General features: G+C 48.8%; 14 protein-coding genes. All 14 read left to right on the top strand.

Features of this window, described 5'->3' with window-relative positions:
* Positions 1–94 precede the first annotated feature (94 nt).
* The 14 genes from rsmH (at position 95) to IPL32_16740 (ending at position 16836) form a co-directional block, all read left to right on the top strand.
* Positions 95–1051 carry a 16S rRNA (cytosine(1402)-N(4))-methyltransferase RsmH gene (gene rsmH / locus IPL32_16805; protein MBK8467478.1) on the top strand — a complete coding sequence of 319 codons (957 nt, stop codon included), beginning with the start codon at positions 95–97 and terminating at the stop codon, positions 1049–1051.
* Positions 1052–1083: 32 nt separating this feature from the next.
* A complete protein-coding gene (locus IPL32_16800; GenBank protein ID MBK8467477.1) occupies positions 1084–1578 on the top strand; it encodes a hypothetical protein in 495 nt (164 codons plus the stop codon).
* Between the two features lie 25 nt (positions 1579–1603).
* Positions 1604–3625: a penicillin-binding protein 2 gene (locus IPL32_16795; protein MBK8467476.1), complete on the top strand. Its 2022-nt coding sequence runs from the start codon at positions 1604–1606 to the stop codon at positions 3623–3625.
* Positions 3615–5066 carry a UDP-N-acetylmuramoyl-tripeptide--D-alanyl-D-alanine ligase gene (locus IPL32_16790; protein MBK8467475.1) on the top strand — a complete coding sequence of 484 codons (1452 nt, stop codon included), beginning with the start codon at positions 3615–3617 and terminating at the stop codon, positions 5064–5066. Before IPL32_16795 ends, IPL32_16790 begins: the two co-directional genes overlap by 11 nt.
* A 66-nt stretch (positions 5067–5132) precedes the next feature.
* Positions 5133–6278, top strand: a complete 1146-nt coding sequence (locus tag IPL32_16785; protein MBK8467474.1) for a phospho-N-acetylmuramoyl-pentapeptide-transferase — start codon at positions 5133–5135, stop codon at positions 6276–6278.
* Positions 6279–6283: 5 nt separating this feature from the next.
* Entirely contained in the window at positions 6284–7672 is a 1389-nt protein-coding gene (gene murD / locus IPL32_16780) for a UDP-N-acetylmuramoyl-L-alanine--D-glutamate ligase (protein ID MBK8467473.1), read from the top strand.
* 22 nt (positions 7673–7694) lie between these two features.
* Complete coding sequence (gene ftsW / locus IPL32_16775; GenBank protein ID MBK8467472.1) at positions 7695–8843, top strand: putative lipid II flippase FtsW; 1149 nt, start codon at positions 7695–7697, stop codon at positions 8841–8843.
* A 36-nt stretch (positions 8844–8879) separates the two neighbouring features.
* On the top strand, positions 8880–9956 hold the full coding sequence (gene murG, locus IPL32_16770; protein MBK8467471.1) for an undecaprenyldiphospho-muramoylpentapeptide beta-N-acetylglucosaminyltransferase: 1077 nt from the start codon (positions 8880–8882) through the stop codon (positions 9954–9956).
* A gap of 51 nt (positions 9957–10007) precedes the next feature.
* Positions 10008–11396: a UDP-N-acetylmuramate--L-alanine ligase gene (locus tag IPL32_16765; protein MBK8467470.1), complete on the top strand. Its 1389-nt coding sequence runs from the start codon at positions 10008–10010 to the stop codon at positions 11394–11396.
* 209 nt (positions 11397–11605) lie between these two features.
* Positions 11606–12271, top strand: coding sequence for an FtsQ-type POTRA domain-containing protein (locus IPL32_16760; protein ID MBK8467469.1), 666 nt, complete (start codon positions 11606–11608; stop codon positions 12269–12271).
* Positions 12272–12276: 5 nt separating this feature from the next.
* Positions 12277–13515, top strand: coding sequence for a cell division protein FtsA (gene ftsA / locus IPL32_16755; GenBank protein MBK8467468.1), 1239 nt, complete (start codon positions 12277–12279; stop codon positions 13513–13515).
* Positions 13516–13693: 178 nt separating this feature from the next.
* The gene (gene ftsZ, locus IPL32_16750) at positions 13694–14806 is read left to right on the top strand and encodes a cell division protein FtsZ (protein MBK8467467.1); all 1113 of its coding nucleotides are present in this window, start codon (positions 13694–13696) and stop codon (positions 14804–14806) included.
* A gap of 98 nt (positions 14807–14904) precedes the next feature.
* Positions 14905–15900, top strand: a complete 996-nt coding sequence (pdxA, locus tag IPL32_16745; GenBank protein ID MBK8467466.1) for a 4-hydroxythreonine-4-phosphate dehydrogenase PdxA — start codon at positions 14905–14907, stop codon at positions 15898–15900.
* A gap of 36 nt (positions 15901–15936) precedes the next feature.
* The gene (locus IPL32_16740; GenBank protein MBK8467465.1) at positions 15937–16836 is read left to right on the top strand and encodes a response regulator; all 900 of its coding nucleotides are present in this window, start codon (positions 15937–15939) and stop codon (positions 16834–16836) included.
* The last annotated feature ends 45 nt before the right edge of the window (positions 16837–16881 follow it).

The following is a 16881-nucleotide window of genomic DNA, read 5'->3' as shown; positions in this document are numbered from 1 at the left end:
AAACAACGTAAATTCTAAAAATATCGCTTAATTAGGTTAAGCGCCAAATTAGATGGCGACAAGTGACCTAACTGCATTTCTTGCTCTTTGAAATATGGCTGAAATTGATGCCGAGAAGGCTCACAAAGCGGTATTGCTTGACGAAACGCTTCATTTTTTGCAGCCGCAGCACGGCGGCCTTTTCGTTGACGCAACATTGGGGCTTGGAGGGCATTCGGAGGCAATTCTTGAATCTTCTGACGAAGCAAGGGTTGTTGGGATCGATCAGGACAGCGAAGCTTTAAGTCTTGCAAGAAAACGGCTTGTGAGATTTGGTGATCGTGCAATGACCTTTCAAGCGAACTTTTCCGAAATCGGAAGGATCGTTGCAGACGCTGAGAAAGGAGAGCCGGATGGAATACTGGCAGATCTTGGAGTTTCATCTCTCCAGCTTGATAGCGAAACGCGTGGATTTAGTTTTCGGTTTGATGCCGATCTCGATATGCGGATGGATGCAGATTCGGGTGGGCACACGGCAGCAGAACTGCTGGCGACGATAGGTCAGGAAGAACTGGCGAACATTATTTACAAGTACGGTGAAGAAAGAGCTTCGCGCAAGATCGCCAAGTGGATCATTGAAAAGAGGGAAAGCGGTAACCCGATAACAACCACTTTCGAGCTTGCGGATCTTGTAAGACGGGCCGTCAGAACAAGCCCGAAAGATCGAACGCATCCGGCGACGAGGACATTTCAGGCATTGCGAATAGCCATAAACGGCGAGCTTGATATTTTAGAGCAATTTATTTCCGACTCGGTCGATCTTTTGAAAATTAACGGCGTGCTTGCGATCATCACCTTCCACTCACTGGAGGATCGCATAGTAAAGCAAGCCTTTCAGCGTCTCTCGGGCAAGTGCCAATGCCCACCGCGTATACCGCAATGTGTTTGCGGGGCGGCAAAAAAAGTTGAGATCCTGACGCGGAAACCTGTTCTGCCATCAGCGTCAGAACAAAACGATAACTCACGCTCACGAAGCGCAAAGCTCAGAGCGTGTCGCAAAATAGAAAATTAGCTGGGATTTTATTTACCTTCCGGAGGATGTCCATGAACAAGAAAAATCAAACACGGTCCACAAGATCGAGGGCCAAGCAGCAAGAGGGAAACTCACCACGCCTTCGCACCTATTCGCTAATGTTTGTTTGTGCCGTGACGCTTGTGTGCGGCTTTTTCTTCGCTGCCCGACAGCATTTCTCATCTATGGACTTTGGGATGAAAAATTCCCGTCTTCGCAAGCAGGTCGATGATCTGGAAGCCGAGAAGCGCCGACTCTTGCTAGCTCGCGAAATTTCACTCTCGCCAAATGAGATCAAAAAAGCAGCGAAGAAGACAGGTCTGATGACGTCAGCTCGAGTCGACGCCGAAGTTGCCCAAGTTGTTTCCACTACAAAAGAAAAGGCAATTCCACCTCAGGTTTCCGATGCTAAGTCGTTGGTTATAAAGACTGCTGCGGTCTCGCCGGTTCAGGCAACTGCAACGGCAAGTTACAACAAGCCGGAAAAGTCGGCGAAGCAAGTTAAAGCAAAAACCTCTAATGATTGATCGCTAAAAGATCTACGTCTGCCAAATGAGAAACGGAAAGAAAATCAAAAAGAAAGATCTTCGTCAGGTGGCATTTACCCGCTTTATGCTGATAGTGGCCGTTTTTGTTTTGTGGATCGGCGGAATCGGCGCACGGCTGGTCAACCTTCAGATAACCCAGCACGCATGGCTTAAGGAACGTGCCGTTGATATTCGACAGGACGTGAAGCAGTCGCGGATGCTGCGCGGAACTATTTATGATCGTAACGATCGAGCATTGGCGATGAGTCTTCGTGTTAAGACTCTATATGCAGATACGACAGAGATATCGGATACTGCCGCTGCTGCAAAGGTCATTGCGAAGGCATTAAATCTAAACACCAATCAGGTCGCAAACCAGCTTAAACAAGGTAAGGATTCTAAAAAACGCTTTGTTCCTTTGGCAAAAAAACTTGACGAAGAGCTTGTGCAAAAGATCAACAAAGCACTAGACACTCCTGACGTGAAAAAAGCCGACCTTCCTAATTTTACCGGCCTTCATTGGAGAGAAGATCAAAAACGCAGTTATCCGTATCAAACTCTAGCGGCCCAAGTTATAGGTTTTAGTAATTCTGACGATGATGGCCGTGCCGGAATCGAGCAGTCAAAGGACGATATTCTGCACGGGGCAGTGATAAAAAAACTGCAGGAGCGTGACCGCCTCGGACGCGTTTACGACGAGACAACAGTCGAACGCGAAGAGCCAAACGATATTGTTTTGACCATTGATGCCGCCTACCAATACATAGCCGAACAGGCTCTTGAAAATGGAGTGCGATCGTCGCAGGCAAGGTCGGGTATGGCGATCGTGATGAATCCAAAAAACGGTGAGATATTAGCGTTGGCAAATTATCCGACCTACGATCCGAACACGATCACTGACTCCGTTGCTGAACATATCGGTAACAAGGCGATCCAGTCGGTTTATTCGCCGGGATCAGTTTTTAAGATCGTGCCTTACGGCTCAGCATTAGAGAAGAATCTTTTTTTGCCCGAGGACAAAATTGATGCGGGCAACGGTTCTATTACCGTTGCTGACCACAAATTTTCGGATCATCACACCGGTACGATGAGTTACTCGGATGCCCTGGCTCACTCTAGCAATGTTTGTGCAATAAAAACGGGAATGCGCGTTGGACGTGAAGATTTTTCTTCTATGGTCCAGAAGATGGGTTTTGGAAGTAAGACGGGGATTGAGTTGCCGGCGGAAACACAAGGTATCGTTCGGCCGGTGGACAAGTGGAATGGCGACTCGCTTGCGTCGATGTCGATCGGTTATGAAATCAGCGTAACGGCGTTGCAAATGGTAACTGCTTTTGCGACGATAGCAAATAACGGAGTCAGGAACCAGCCGCACATTATTAAGGAAATTCGCCGGTCGGATGAACAACCTGTAATAGTGACACAACCCCAGCAAACTCAGGTAGTTAAGGCTGAAACTGCACAGCATCTGCGAACGATGTTGCGTCAAGTGGTTTTGGACGGTACCGGTCGCAGGGCACAGCTGAACGGATATACTGTTGCCGGGAAAACAGGAACTGCATGGAAGTACAATCCTAAGACGAAATCAGTCGATTCGTCGAAATATATCTCTTCATTCATAGGCATGGCTCCGGCAGATAACCCGGAGATCGTAGTGGGTGTTGTGATGGACGAGCCAAAAGGCGGAGCACGCGATGGTGGAATGGTTTCGGCGCCGGTGTTTCGAGAGATCGCCCAACAGATTCTTACCGAAATGAAGGTTGCAACGGATGCCCCTGTCAAACCGGAAGCCCTTGTGGCAAATGACATTCCTCGTGCACCTGCAAAAGACATTAAAACTGCGAAGCCCGCAGACGCAAAGGCAGAGGTTAAACAGGACTCAATCTCTAAGCCTAAAACCGTAACGCCTTCTGCTGGTAAGGATAAACCTGTTAAGAAAACAAACGAGAAGAAAATTTCCGAAGCTGGCAAGTTGACCGCTCTGATAAAACGGCGATTTGATTTTAGATATTTGGAATGGATAGATAAGAGTAACTTTGAAACTTGAAACCGCTATTGAATATATGAATGCAGCCGCGCTCGATCTTGATCCCGCTTTGCGTCAACGCGAAGTGGGTTCTTTTGCTATCGATACGCGCGAGTGCAAGAGCGGTGATGTTTTTTTTGCATTGTCCCAACCGGATTATCGTAACAACGGATTCAACGGCGATTTTGATGATTCTACGAAGTATGTTCCTGACGCTTTTGCGAAAGGAGCGACGGCGTGCGTTGTTCGCGGTGACAGGTTTGAGGAGCACCAGTTTCAACTTGATCCATATCGCGATCGTTTGATATTTGTTGATGATGTGATTGCCGCGTTTCAGAGGCTCGCTCATGGAGTCTATCGTGAATGGAATAAGCCGGTTGTTGCGATCACAGGTAGTGCAGGGAAAACGACTGCAAAAGAACTTACCGCTCACGTTTTGGAAGCAAGCGGCAGAAAAGTCCTTCGCAATATCAAGAATTACAATAACGGTCTTGGCCATCCGTTGACCGTTCTGAAGCTTGCCTCTGACCCAAGTTATGACGTTGCTGTTCTCGAAATGGGTATGTCAACGCCGATGAATGAGATACAGCGTCTTTGCCGTATTACGCCGCCGGATGTTGCAGTCGAATTGAATGTGTTGTCGGTTCATGTCGAGCATCTTGGTTCCATTGAGAATGTAGCTAAAGCCAAGGCGGAACTTGTCGAAGGCATGAAGGCTGGCGGCACCGCGGTATTGAATGCTGATGATCCGAGAGTTGCGGAGATGCATTGGCTGAGCAAAGGCCGCACGATCACTTTCGGCATCGAAAAAGCAGCGGATGTTCGGGCTGAGAATATTAAATTTGACAGATTTGGCGAAACTAAATTCACCATTGTTTTTGGTCAACAGAATGCTGAGGTTATATTTCCTCTCAATGGAAAACACAATATACTAAACGGCTTGGCCGCTGCCGCAGTAGGGCTTAGTTTTGGGATGGCCATTGATGATATCGCCGCAAGTTTTGAGACTGTTGCGGCTCCACCCCAACGCGGTGAAATTTTGCATTTTAAGAATGGATTTACTGTTATTAACGACTCATACAATTCGAATCCGGCGGCGTTGATGTCGATGATAGAAACGCTCGTCGATGGTGCGGGCGACCGGCGCAAGATCGTTGTTGCAGGTGAAATGCTTGAGCTGGGGCCGGATGAGAAAAAGATTCATCACGAAACCGGAGAGCTTATTGCAAAGACCAAAATCAATATGCTCATCGGGGTTCGCGGACAGGCGGCTGAATTGGTTGAGGGGTCGAAATCTGCGGGCCTTGCAGCAGCAGAATTTGTTGGGGATTCATATGCAGCGGCCGAATTGCTTATTGGATTAGTTGAAAAAGGCGATGTGATCCTTGTAAAAGGATCTCGTGGTGTGCGAACCGAGAAGGTGGTCGAAAAGTTACTAGAGAAATTTGATTTGGAGGGGTAGTGCAACAGAAAGGACTTTGAAGATCAATTTCAAATTTGAGCCCTAACGCAAATCAAAAATCAGCATATGCTCTATCATTTTCTCTATCAATTTCTTTTTAGGCAATATGGGGCTGATGGTGATTCCCCATATTTTTACAAGGTTTTAAATGTAATCCAGTACGTTACATTCCGGACTGCAATTGCTGCAATAACAGCACTTCTGATCTCCTTGCTTCTGGGCCGCAAGGTTATCCGCAAGTTGTCCGATCTGAAATTTGGCCAGGAAATACGCGAAGAGGGCCCTGCTTCGCATCAAGAGAAAAAAGGCACGCCTACAATGGGAGGCGTATTGATCATTGGCTCGGTTTTCATATCGACGATCCTTTGGGCAAGGCTCGACACTCTTTATCTTTGGCTCGCTTTGGGGGCGACGACGTTGTTTGCTGCGGTTGGTTTCGCGGACGACTACATAAAAATTGTAAAGAAACGAAGCCTCGGACTGACCGGAAAACAGAAACTCGCAGGACAACTGATAACTGCCCTTTTAGTATGGGGTGCTTTGTGGTGGTGGGGTAATTATCCTTGGAATCTGAGCGTTCCGTTTTTCAAGGACACGGCATTGCCGTTGGGAACAACCGTTATTCCAGCCGGCATTTATCTGCTGTTCATGATCTTTGTTTTGCTTGGCTCATCGAATGCGGTGAATCTGACCGACGGGCTTGATGGACTCGCGATCAGCGTTACTTTTATTGCGATGTCGGCTCTGACTGGCCTCACATATTTGGCGAGTGATGCTCGTTGGGCTGAGAGACTTGATCTAACGCATAATCCGGCCTCGGCGGAGTTGACAGTTTTTTGTGGAGCGATGGCAGGGGCGAGCCTTGGGTTTTTGTGGTACAACGCTCCGCCCGCGGATATTTTTATGGGTGACGTCGGAAGCCTTGCTATCGGCGGTGCGCTTGGAACTATAGCTATACTGACGAAACAAGAGTTTTTGCTGCCTTTTATCGGCGGTGTTTTTATTCTTGAGGCGGTTTCTGTAATGTTGCAGGTCTCGGTCTTTAAGTTGACAAAGCGCAATGGCCAGCCTGGGAGGCGAGTTTTTAAGATGACACCGCTTCATCATCATTTTGAGATGTCCGGTTGGAAAGAGCCGAAGATCGTTTTTAGGTTTGTGATCGTAGCGATTTTATTTGCATTGCTGAGTCTGTCGACGCTGAAGCTTCGGTAAACAAGATGGAAATTGAGGGCAGAAAATCTTTAGTGTTGGGAGCGGGAAAGTCCGGTGTTGAGTCGGCCCGGTTTTTGGCAACGCATGGGGCAACAGTCGCGCTGTACGATAAAAAGCCGGTTGAAGATTGGTCCGACACGGCCCGTTCACTGAAGGAAAGTCACAACGTTGGCCTTATCAGTGGTGAACTGCCTTCGTGGTTACTTGATCAGATCGATCTTGTTGTCATTTCGCCTGGTATTTCGACAAACACAATTCCTGCTCGATATGTCGATCGAAAAGACGGCGAGGTCATTGGTGAGATCGAGCTTGCTTACAGATTTTTGAAAGGACGCGTTGTCGGTATTACTGGTTCGAACGGCAAAACGACAACGACGGCACTGATCGGTGAATTGCTGAAAAACGCCGGTGTGAAAACGCAAGTTGGCGGAAATATTGGAACTCCGCTGCTGAGTTTGACCGAAACCTCGACGGATGAAACGTGGACAGTTGCTGAGTTATCGAGTTTTCAGCTTGAGACGATCAAGGATTTTTGCCCGAATGTCGGCATATGTTTGAACGTTACGCCGAATCATCTTGACAGATACGATTCGTTTCAGGATTATGCAGTGGCGAAACACCGGTTGTTTATGAATCAGACGGCTGGCGACACTGCAATCCTTAATGCGGATGATGAGATCACTGCAAGCTGGGCGACTGGGTTGAAAGCTAAGGTAGTGTTGTTCAGCGTCAAAAGCGAGCTTGAGGAAGGTTTTTTTCTACGAGGCAGCGAACTGGTGTGTCGGCTCAATAACGAAGAACAGGTTTTGACCACGCGAGCCGATATTTTTCTTCGTGGTCTTCACAACGTCGAAAATGTACTCGCTGCATTTGCGGCAGGTTTGGCGTGCGGTGCTTCGCTCGCATCAATGCGTGAAACGGTGAGAGATTTCAAGGGCGTAGAGCACCGCATCGAATTTGTTGCCGAAATCAACGGGGTGAGATTTTACAACGATTCGAAGGCAACCTCTGTCGATGCTACCTCGAAAGCTCTCGAAGCCCTGAGTGGCGGTGATGGTAAGACAATTTTAATACTCGGCGGACGTGGAAAGAATGCCCCGTATGCTCCGCTGATCGGGTTGATCGAAGCGTCAGTTCGGTCGCTGATATTGATCGGTGAGGACGCGGATAATATCGCATCGCAATTGTCGGGACATGCCGATATTCTACGAGCCGACACAATGGACGATGCAGTAAAAAAGGGGGTTGAAATTGCAATCGCAGGCGACGCGGTGCTTTTGGCACCGGCTTGTGCGAGTTTTGATATGTTTCGGAGTTTTGAGGAACGCGGCGAGGTTTTCAAAGCAGCGGTGATGCGACTGAATGACGCTGCTGCGGCTGGAAAAGGAATTTGAGATCTGAAATTTGAGATCAAAAATGGCTGAGGAAAATCGCATAGATTGGTTTATGTTCGGTATTGCTGCTACGCTCGCACTTTTTGGTGCGATGATGGTGTACAGCGCCTCTGCGATGTTTTCGCTCAAAGAAACTGAGAGCACCAGTCAGTATGTTTATTTCTACAAGCAGGTGGGCTTTACAGTTGTCGGCTTAATCGGAATGTACGTTGTTAGCCGAATCGACTATCACCTCTTTCAACAGCCTTGGGTTGTGTATGGAGCGATCGCCGTTACGGTGATTTTGCTTTTGGCGGTGTTTGCTTTTCCGCCAATTAATGGAGCGAGACGTTGGATAAGGCTTGGCGGATTTTCGTTCCAGCCTTCAGAACTTGCAAAGATCGTTTTGCCGATATTTCTCGCTTATTACCTCACAAAAAAAGAAGAGTTAGTCGGAGATCTCAAGGAAGTAGTTCTGCCCTGTTTGGCTGGCTTGGGGATTTTGGGCGGTCTTGTATTTCTTGAGAAAGATCTGGGTACGACGATAGTCCTGTGCGCGGTCTTTTCGGCGGTCTATTTTGCCGCCGGCGCGAGGCTTGTTCATATCGGAGCGGTTGCGGCTGTGATGATGCTGATCGGCATCGGCGCGATCTTTTTTGCTCCGTGGCGTGTAGCGCGACTTATGGCATTTCTAGACCCTTACAAGTATGCGGATGACGAAGCTTATCAGGTTGTACAGTCTTTGTACGCGATCGGCTCCGGAGGAATGTTTGGCGAGGGCTACGCAAAAGGGCATCAGAAATTATTTTATCTGCCGTATCCATATTCGGACTTTATTTTCTCAGTCGTCGGCGAAGAACTTGGTTTAATAGGGACATTGGCGGTTGTGATCGCGTTTGGATTGCTGCTGTGGCGCGGTGCTCGGGCCGCTGTGTTGGCTCCAGACAGATTTGGAAATTTGCTTGGTATCGGAATAATTACCGGCATCATTGTTCAGGCGCTATTTAATATCAGCGTTGTGACTTCGATATTACCTGCGAAAGGAATACCACTGCCGTTTATTTCGTATGGCGGGTCATCGGTTGTGGTGACATTGATCGGTGTAGGGATCTTGTTGAGTATTTCGCGGGTTGCGACGGAAGATAACCGCAGAGATGCCGAGACGCGGAGAGCAAAAATTAGGCGTAGATAATGTTCTGTAACCTCAGCGTCTCTCGGTGAAAATAAGATGAAAGTTTTGATCGCGGCCGGCGGAACCGGCGGACATATTTATCCAGGTATTGCGGTCGCTAAAGAAATTCTTCGGCGGGACGCTGAATCTGAGGTGTTGTTCGTCGGCACGGCTCGCGGGCTGGAAAAAAGAATCGTTCCTGAGAATGGTTTTCAGCTCTCTTTGATAAACAGCGCAGGTCTAAAAAATGTCGGGTTGATGGGAAAGATCAAAGGGCTTTCCGTGTTGCCAAGAAGCTTTATTGAAGCGCGAAGGATCATTCGCCAGTTTCGTCCGCATGTTGTTGTTGGTGCGGGTGGATATGTTTCGGGGCCAGTGCTTTTGATGGCGGCAATAATGGGTGTGCCGACCCTTGTTATGGACTCGAATGCTCTTCCAGGTTTTACGAATCGGCAACTGGCGAGATTTGTCGATAAAGCAGCTTTGACATTCAAAGAATCGTTGGCTTTTTTTGGAAAGAAGGGCGTTGTCGCGGGAAATCCTGTGCGGCACGAGTTTTTTGAAATACCGGAAAAGGAAAGATCTAACGTGTTTCATATTCTGGTCTTTGGCGGATCGCAGGGTGCTAAGGCTATCAACAGCGCTATGACTGATAGTATCGGGCAATTAGTCAAATATAATGGACGGCTCAGTTTGACGCATCAGACGGGTGAAATTGATCTTGAAAGAATCCGAACGGCATATTCGGAGGCAAACTTTTCTAATGTCGATGTGCGGCCGTTTATTTCGGATATCTTTGTCGAGTTTGGCAAAGCCGATCTGATTGTTTGCCGTGCCGGAGCAACGACCTGTGCGGAAGTGGCGGCTGCTGGAAAAGCGGCGGTTATGATACCGTTCCCCGGCGCGGCTGACAATCATCAGCAGAAGAATGCAGAAGCCTTCGAAAGAGCAGGCGCGGCAAAGATGATACTTCAACAGGATCTCAGCGGTGAAGTGCTTGCAGATGCGATCGAGAAATTTATCGAGTCGCCTACAGCGATCAGCGAAATGGAAATTGCCGCGAGAAATCTCGGTCATCCTGATGCGGCGGAGGCTACTGTAGATATTATTGAGCAATTGAAACTTAATGTGTAGCTTCGGAATAAGTTGAGAGTGATAGGTGATAAGTGAGAGCGATTTTTTCAAATGTTTAGACACGTAAAAAGAATTCATTTTATCGGGATCGGCGGCATTGGCATGAGCGGTATTGCGGAGGTGCTTTGCAATCTTGGGTTTGTTGTGTCGGGTTCCGATGCCAAAAAATCAAAGAACACCGACCGACTCGAAACGCTTTTTAACATCCGTATTGACGAAGGCCATTCGGCTGAGAATGTTCAGGATGCTCAGGTGGTTGTGTATTCTTCGGCGGTCAAAGAAGACAATCCCGAAGTCGTCGCAGCTAAAGAAAAAAGTATTCCTGTAATTCCAAGGGCCGAGATGCTTGCTGAGTTGATGGTCTTAAAACCTTACGCGGTGGCTGTCTCGGGCACGCATGGAAAAACTTCAACAACGTCGATGGTCGCTACGATTCTTGGCCATGCAGGTGTCGATCCTACGACCGTTGTTGGCGGTGTCGTCGAGACGCTTGGCTCGAATGCACGTTTGGGTGCGTCGGATTGGTTTGTGACTGAGGCGGATGAAAGCGACCGCTCGTTTCTGATGCTCTATCCAACGATCGCGGTTGTAACAAACATCGATAAGGAGCACATGGAATCGTACAAAGGCATGGACGATGTTGTGCAGTGCTTTACGGACTTTGTAAACAAGGTTCCGTTTTTTGGTGCGGCGATAATCTGTCTTGACGACCCTAATGTCCAGCTTTTGATTCCAAATATTAAACGCCGCCGTGTGACATATGGAATGACTGCACAGGCGGATGTGTCTGGACACGATATTCGTTACAACGATGTCTTCGGCTCGACGTTTTCGGTGTGGAAAGGTGACAAGGTGCTTGGGGAAATCAATCTGCCGGTCCCGGGCAAACACAATGTTTATAATGCTTTAGCTGCGACGGCTGTTGCTCTTGAAATGGAAGTGCCTTTCGAAAAGATCGTTGAGGCTTTCGCGATATTCAAAAATGCTAATCGCCGTTTTCAATTCAAAGGTGAGGCGAACGGAATTATGGTTGTTGATGATTACGGCCATCATCCGACAGAGGTTGTTGCAACGCTATCCGCAGCCAAAAATAGTTCCGGCGGCAAGCGGACGGTCGTTGTTTTCCAGCCGCATCGCTATTCACGAACTAAGGAATTGATGGATGATTTTGTCGTTGCGTTCAATAATGCCGATGTACTGTTTGTGCTGGATATTTATGCGGCGAGTGAACAGCCAATAGAAGGCATAACGGCTGAAGTGTTGACAGAGAACATAAGGAAATATGGTCATAAGAATGCCTCTTATATCGGCGATATTGAGACGGCAACTGACAAAGTTTGCGCTGCCTTGCAACCCGGCGATCTGGTGATAACACTTGGAGCTGGGAACGTGACCAGGTTGTCAGATGAAATTCTAGAAGCACTTAGAAGTAAAAAGTAAATAGTAAAAAATAAGAAAAGAATCACGCTGTGACTATGCCGAGAAAGAAAAAGACTAGTACAAAAATCAAACGTTCATACTCTAGACCAAAACGCGGCAGCAACGCTGCACAGATACGAGCCAGCGCAATCGCACGGCATTCTGTCCGATTTCTTTTGCCGCTGTTGGTCATTTGTGTTTTGCTAACGGTCCTAGGCTTTTTAGGTCTTATGGGCCTTCGGACGGCGACGGCGTCAAGCTTTTTCGGATTGCGAAATGTCGATATTCGCGGAACGGAGAGAGCTCCTCAAGATGACATACGGCGTCTTGTGGCTATGTCGGTCGAGAAGCAGGGTGTGTGGAATGCTGATCTATCCGATATGAAGGCAAAGATAGAGAAATTTCCATTCGTGAAGGCGGCGGCCGTTTCGAGGATCTTGCCGGCAGGTATTCGCGTAACCGTGACCGAACGTGTGCCGTCAGCGGTCGTACATCTTAGTTCGGGTGATTTTCTTATCGATGGCGAAGGAGCTGTTTTGACTGCGGCGACGGCGAACGACAAGGATTTTCCGTTTGTCCTTTATGGTTGGGACGAAGCGAAAACCGAAAAGGCAATGCCGGATAATCAGGCGCGGCTGAAGCTTTATCGCAAGATGCTTGATGAATGGAAGCAGTTTGATCTCGCTTCGCGCGTCAAAGAGGTCAATATTGCGAATGTTCGCGAGCCTATTGCGGTTGTCGAAGATTCGGGCCGCGCGATTTCCGTCACTCTTGCCAAAGACAGCCTCGGAAAAAGTTTAAAGACTGCGATCGAAGCGATCAGCGGTAAGGGGGCAAAGATCAAATCCGTCGATGCCGACGGAACCTATCCTGTCATTCAATATTTAGATTTCTAAAATTTATGAGCGGCGAAATACAAGCAGTTGGATTGGATATAGGGACGAGCCGAGTGCGGTGCGTCATCGGCGAACCGTCGGCGGACGGGAGGCTGAACATCGTAGGCATCGGTGAAGCAGAATCCAAAGGCCTGCGCCGCGGCGTAGTGACCTCGACCGAATCGGTTGCAGAGTCGATCAGAAAAGCCGTCGGTGAGGCAGAACGCATGAGCGGTCTGGATGTACAAGCTGCCACGATCAATCTGTCAGGTGAGCACCTTCGCGGGGAGAATAAAAATGGTGTTGTAGCGGTCGCCGGCGCTGAGAAGGAAATCACCGATGAAGATGTCGAACGCGCTGTTGATTCCGCAAGTGCGATGCCTCTTACGCCCGGCTGGGAAATTGTCAGCCGCCTGCCGCAGGAATTTATTGTGGACGGCCAGGACGGTATAACCGAGCCAGTCGGTATGAACGGCTCAAGGCTGGAGGCGCTTGTCCACGTAGTTACGAGCCCAAGCGCGGGACGGCAAAATCTCGAAAAGGCTGTAACAAGAGCCGGAATTGACGTGGAGCAACTCGTCCTCGAACCTCTTGCAGCATCTGTGAGTGTATTGACTGACGAAGATAAGGAATACGGCTGCGCTCTCGTTAATATGGGTGCAGAGATCACGAGCCTTATGATTTTTGGACGCGGCGCCGTGCAGCACACTGCTGTTTTTCCGTTTGGCAGCATGCTGTTTACGAAGGACATTGCAACCGGCCTGCGCGTCTCGATCCCCGAGGCAAGTAAGATCAAGCAGAGTTGGGGCTGCGTCGCGTCGTTTCTTCTCGACGATGAAGAGCGGCAGCAGGTCATCGAGATAGTGCCATTTGGACGAAGCGAAACACGCTCGCTTTCGATGGAGATTCTTTGCGACATAATGCAGCCGCGCGCAGTCGAGCTGATGCAGCACGTTTCTCGCGAAACGAGTTCGTCGAAAGCTCAAATCTCAGGCGGCGTTTTTCTTACAGGCGGCGGCGCCTTAATCCGAGGATTGCCGGAGGTCGCCGAACAGGTTTTTGACGCACCGACACGAGCAGGATTTCTTGAGTCGTCAAATTTCGGAGGACTCGTCGAGGAAGTTCAAGGGCCGCAATGGGCGACGGCTTCGGGACTGGCATTGTGCTCGATGCGAAGTCAGATGCGTGGACTTGGTGACGGAGACAAGTCGTCCGCACGTCGCGTCGCGGAATGGTTTGGAAACTTTCGCGATAAATTTCGATAAATTGTATTCTGGCGATTGGATTTTTACCCCAAATCATTGTATGCTGATTTCCCGATTGCACAATATCTTGTTATTGACTAACAACTTCGAAATTTGCATCCGTTAGCTTGTTTTTGACTCCTCTATGGAAACCTTATTCGGAATGGAAGATCTACAAATGAAGAAAAATGGCTTAAAAATGTTTATCGACGAACCTCCGATCACGGGCGCTCGGATCAAGGTAATCGGCGTCGGCGGCGGCGGCAGCAATGCGGTTGACCGGATGATCGACGCGGGCATAAAGGGTGTTGAGTTTATTGTGGCGAACACCGACCTTCAAGCTCTCAACGACTCAAAGGCTCCGATGAAAATCCAACTTGGAAGCAAGTCGACACGTGGTTTAGGAGCAGGGTCAAACCCTGAGGTAGGTCGCCAGGCGGCGCTTGAGGACACGGAGAAGCTGCTTGATATTCTCGACGGCTCAGATATGGTTTTTGTCACTGCCGGACTTGGCGGAGGAACGGGAACGGGAGCCGCTCCGGTCGTGGCATCGCTCGCGATAGAACTCGGTGCATTGACGGTTGCGGTTGTTACGAAACCATTTCTGGTTGAAGGCAAAAAGCGCATGGCCCAAGCCGAAAAAGGGCTTGCTGAGCTTCGGGGATGTGTCGACACGTTGATAACGATTCCGAATTCCAAGCTGCGTGAAGTAGAAGAAAAGATCACCATTATGGATGCTTTCCGCCGGGCCGACGAGGTCCTGCTTCAAGCGGTGCGCGGCATTACTGATCTGATCATTACTCCGGGAATTATCAATCTCGATTTCGCCGATGTCACAACCGTGATGAAGGGCAAGGGTGTTGCTCTGATGGGTATCGGTGAAGCTTCGGGTGAAGATGCTGCTTCGAAAGCAATGCGTGCGGCTCTTGATTACAAGCTACTCGAAGAAAATTCGATCATGGGTGCTAAAGCTGCCTTGATTAACGTCACAGGCGGCCCGAATATGGTCCTCGGCGAGGTCGAAGATGCGATTGGCATGATCGAACAGGAAGCCGACGATAACGCAGACATCATTTGGGGCAGCGTGATCAAACCGGATCTTGGGGACGAGATACGCATTACGGTGATCGCGACAGGATTTGACACTCAGGCATCATTGAGACTGCCGCAGCCGAAGGTTACGGAAACTCGAGCTGTTGCAGCCGCTGCTACACCGACCCCGATCCAGCCGTCAGAAATAATGCTGCCAAGTGATCTGCAGCCTGTTGAAAATATCGACGTGCCGACTTTTATGCGGCGACAGGCCGATTAAGTTTTCCTAAAGACTAAAAACTGAAAACTATGAACTGAGAATGTATAATTTCAGTTTCTAGTTTTCAGTTTTTAGTTTGCACAGAGAAAATCAAAAAGATGTCTTTTGAAAGACCGATCATTGGAATTACGATGGGCGATGCCGCTGGCATCGGGCCGGAGATCGTTCTAAGAGCCCTGTCCGATGATGAGTTGAGAACGGTATGCCAGTGTGTGATCATTGGCGATGCCGTTGTTTTGCACAAGACTGCGGACGCATTGAAGCTTGATATTGAATTTGCTGAGATCGGTTCAGGCAAAGATGTCGAAGTGTTCGATCTAAAAAATCTTCCTGATAAGTTTGAATATGGTGTTGACGGTGCAGCAACCGGAAAGGCGTCAGCAGAATACATCGAAACTGCCGTTCATCTCTGGCAAGAGAAAAAGATCAACGCGATCTGCACCGCGCCGATCAGCAAAAAATCACTGTCCTTGGGCGGCTATGATTTTCAGGGTCACACGGAATTTTTGGCTTCCTTAACCGGAACCGAGAAATTTGCGATGAGTTTTTTTGGCGGTGATCTGCGTGTTGTTCTGCACTCGACACATCTTTCGTTACGTGACGCTATCGATAAAGTTAAAAAAGAGAGTCTGGTTAAATTAATAGAGTTTTCTAATAGTGCATTTCAGCAGGTGCTTGGCAAAAATATCAGTTTAGCGGTTGCCGGCCTAAATCCTCATGCGTCCGAAGGTGGAATGTTCGGCCACGAAGAGCAAGCCGAGATCATTCCGGCTATAAACTATTGCCGGGATAAATTAGGTATTGATGTAAGCGGCCCGTATTCGCCGGACACGATATTTATGCGGGGTTTTAAAGGTGAGTTTGACGCCGTTGTTGCCTTATACCACGATCAAGCCACGATCGCTGTCAAATCTCTCGCATTCGGCTCTGCGGTCAATGTTACGCTCGGACTCCCGTTGATCAGAACGTCGGTCGATCACGGCACTGCGTTTGATATTGCGGGCAAAGGCGTTGCCGACGCGTCCAGCATGATCGCGGCGATAAAGCTCGCAGGGGAACTTGCGAGTCGTTCGCGAATTAACACCGAAGTTTGATAAGATGTCGAAAAGTCAAAGGAGCAGATTCGCACAGTGACCAAACCAAAGCTATTGCTGGCCGATGATTCCGTAACGATCAGAAAGGTCGTCGAACTGACCTTTACCGACGAAGGCCTCGACGTGACGACTGTTGCTAACGGTGAAGAAGCGATGCAGAAGTTTGCCGAGATCAATCCCGACATCGTCATCGCCGACGTGAATATGCCGGAACCGACAGGCTATCAGATCTGCGAGATGATAAAGCAAAACGAAACGACCAGGCACATTCCGGTTCTTCTGGTAGTTGGTTCGTTCGAGCCATTTGATCAGGCGGAAGCCGAGCGTGTCGGTGCAGACGGATTTTTGACGAAGCCATTTCAATCGATACGCGACCTTATTAGTAGAGTTGACGAACTGCTTGGTTCACAGAATCGTCCAGCACTTCCTATTGAGACCGCTGATATTGATAATTTGTATAAGCAGAGTTTCAGCGATACCTCTGATGAAGAGATTGATGTAAATGAGTTTACCGATCTGGTTCTCGGTGACGCTGGAATGGATGACGAGATAATTGAAATGAGCCATCCGATAGGTGAATCTCTCGATCAAGGGTTTGCGGTCAAAAGCGAAGTTGCTGTCGAAACGGTTGCAGAAGTTGATACAACGCCACCTGCTAACGGCGGAGTGGTTATGAGTTTTATCAAACCGCCTCCGGCCGAACGCATCGGTGATGACAACGTCGTCATAAAACCGATGCGAAGAAAGACCGACTTTGCATCAGCAGAAAATTCATCTAGGCCCGATGAGCCGACAGAGGATTTTATTGCGATGATCGCGCGTCGCGTTGTTGAAAAATTGTCCGATAAGGTCATTCGCGAAATTGCAAAGGAAGAAGTGCCGCGAATTACGGAAAGGCTGATGCGCGAGGCTTTGGACGAAGAAAAGAAAAGCTGACAGAGGCGTGAGGCCAAACGGTCGGACGGTTAGTTTTCGTTGTAA

The sequence above is a fragment of the Chloracidobacterium sp. genome (genome assembly GCA_016711345.1).
GTDB lineage: Bacteria > Acidobacteriota > Blastocatellia > Pyrinomonadales > Pyrinomonadaceae > OLB17.
Note: the sequence above shows the minus strand (reverse complement) of the source record. Positions and strands in the feature narration are given on the sequence as shown.

Coding starts and splice junctions, on each gene's coding strand:
- rsmH (MBK8467478.1), top strand. CDS start 95: ATGGCTGAAATTGATGCCGAGAAGGCTCACAAAGCGGTATTGCTTGAC.
- IPL32_16800 (MBK8467477.1), top strand. CDS start 1,084: ATGAACAAGAAAAATCAAACACGGTCCACAAGATCGAGGGCCAAGCAG.
- IPL32_16795 (MBK8467476.1), top strand. CDS start 1,604: ATGAGAAACGGAAAGAAAATCAAAAAGAAAGATCTTCGTCAGGTGGCA.
- IPL32_16785 (MBK8467474.1), top strand. CDS start 5,133: ATGCTCTATCATTTTCTCTATCAATTTCTTTTTAGGCAATATGGGGCT.
- murD (MBK8467473.1), top strand. CDS start 6,284: ATGGAAATTGAGGGCAGAAAATCTTTAGTGTTGGGAGCGGGAAAGTCC.
- ftsW (MBK8467472.1), top strand. CDS start 7,695: ATGGCTGAGGAAAATCGCATAGATTGGTTTATGTTCGGTATTGCTGCT.
- murG (MBK8467471.1), top strand. CDS start 8,880: ATGAAAGTTTTGATCGCGGCCGGCGGAACCGGCGGACATATTTATCCA.
- IPL32_16765 (MBK8467470.1), top strand. CDS start 10,008: ATGTTTAGACACGTAAAAAGAATTCATTTTATCGGGATCGGCGGCATT.
- IPL32_16760 (MBK8467469.1), top strand. CDS start 11,606: ATGGGCCTTCGGACGGCGACGGCGTCAAGCTTTTTCGGATTGCGAAAT.
- ftsA (MBK8467468.1), top strand. CDS start 12,277: ATGAGCGGCGAAATACAAGCAGTTGGATTGGATATAGGGACGAGCCGA.
- ftsZ (MBK8467467.1), top strand. CDS start 13,694: ATGTTTATCGACGAACCTCCGATCACGGGCGCTCGGATCAAGGTAATC.
- pdxA (MBK8467466.1), top strand. CDS start 14,905: ATGTCTTTTGAAAGACCGATCATTGGAATTACGATGGGCGATGCCGCT.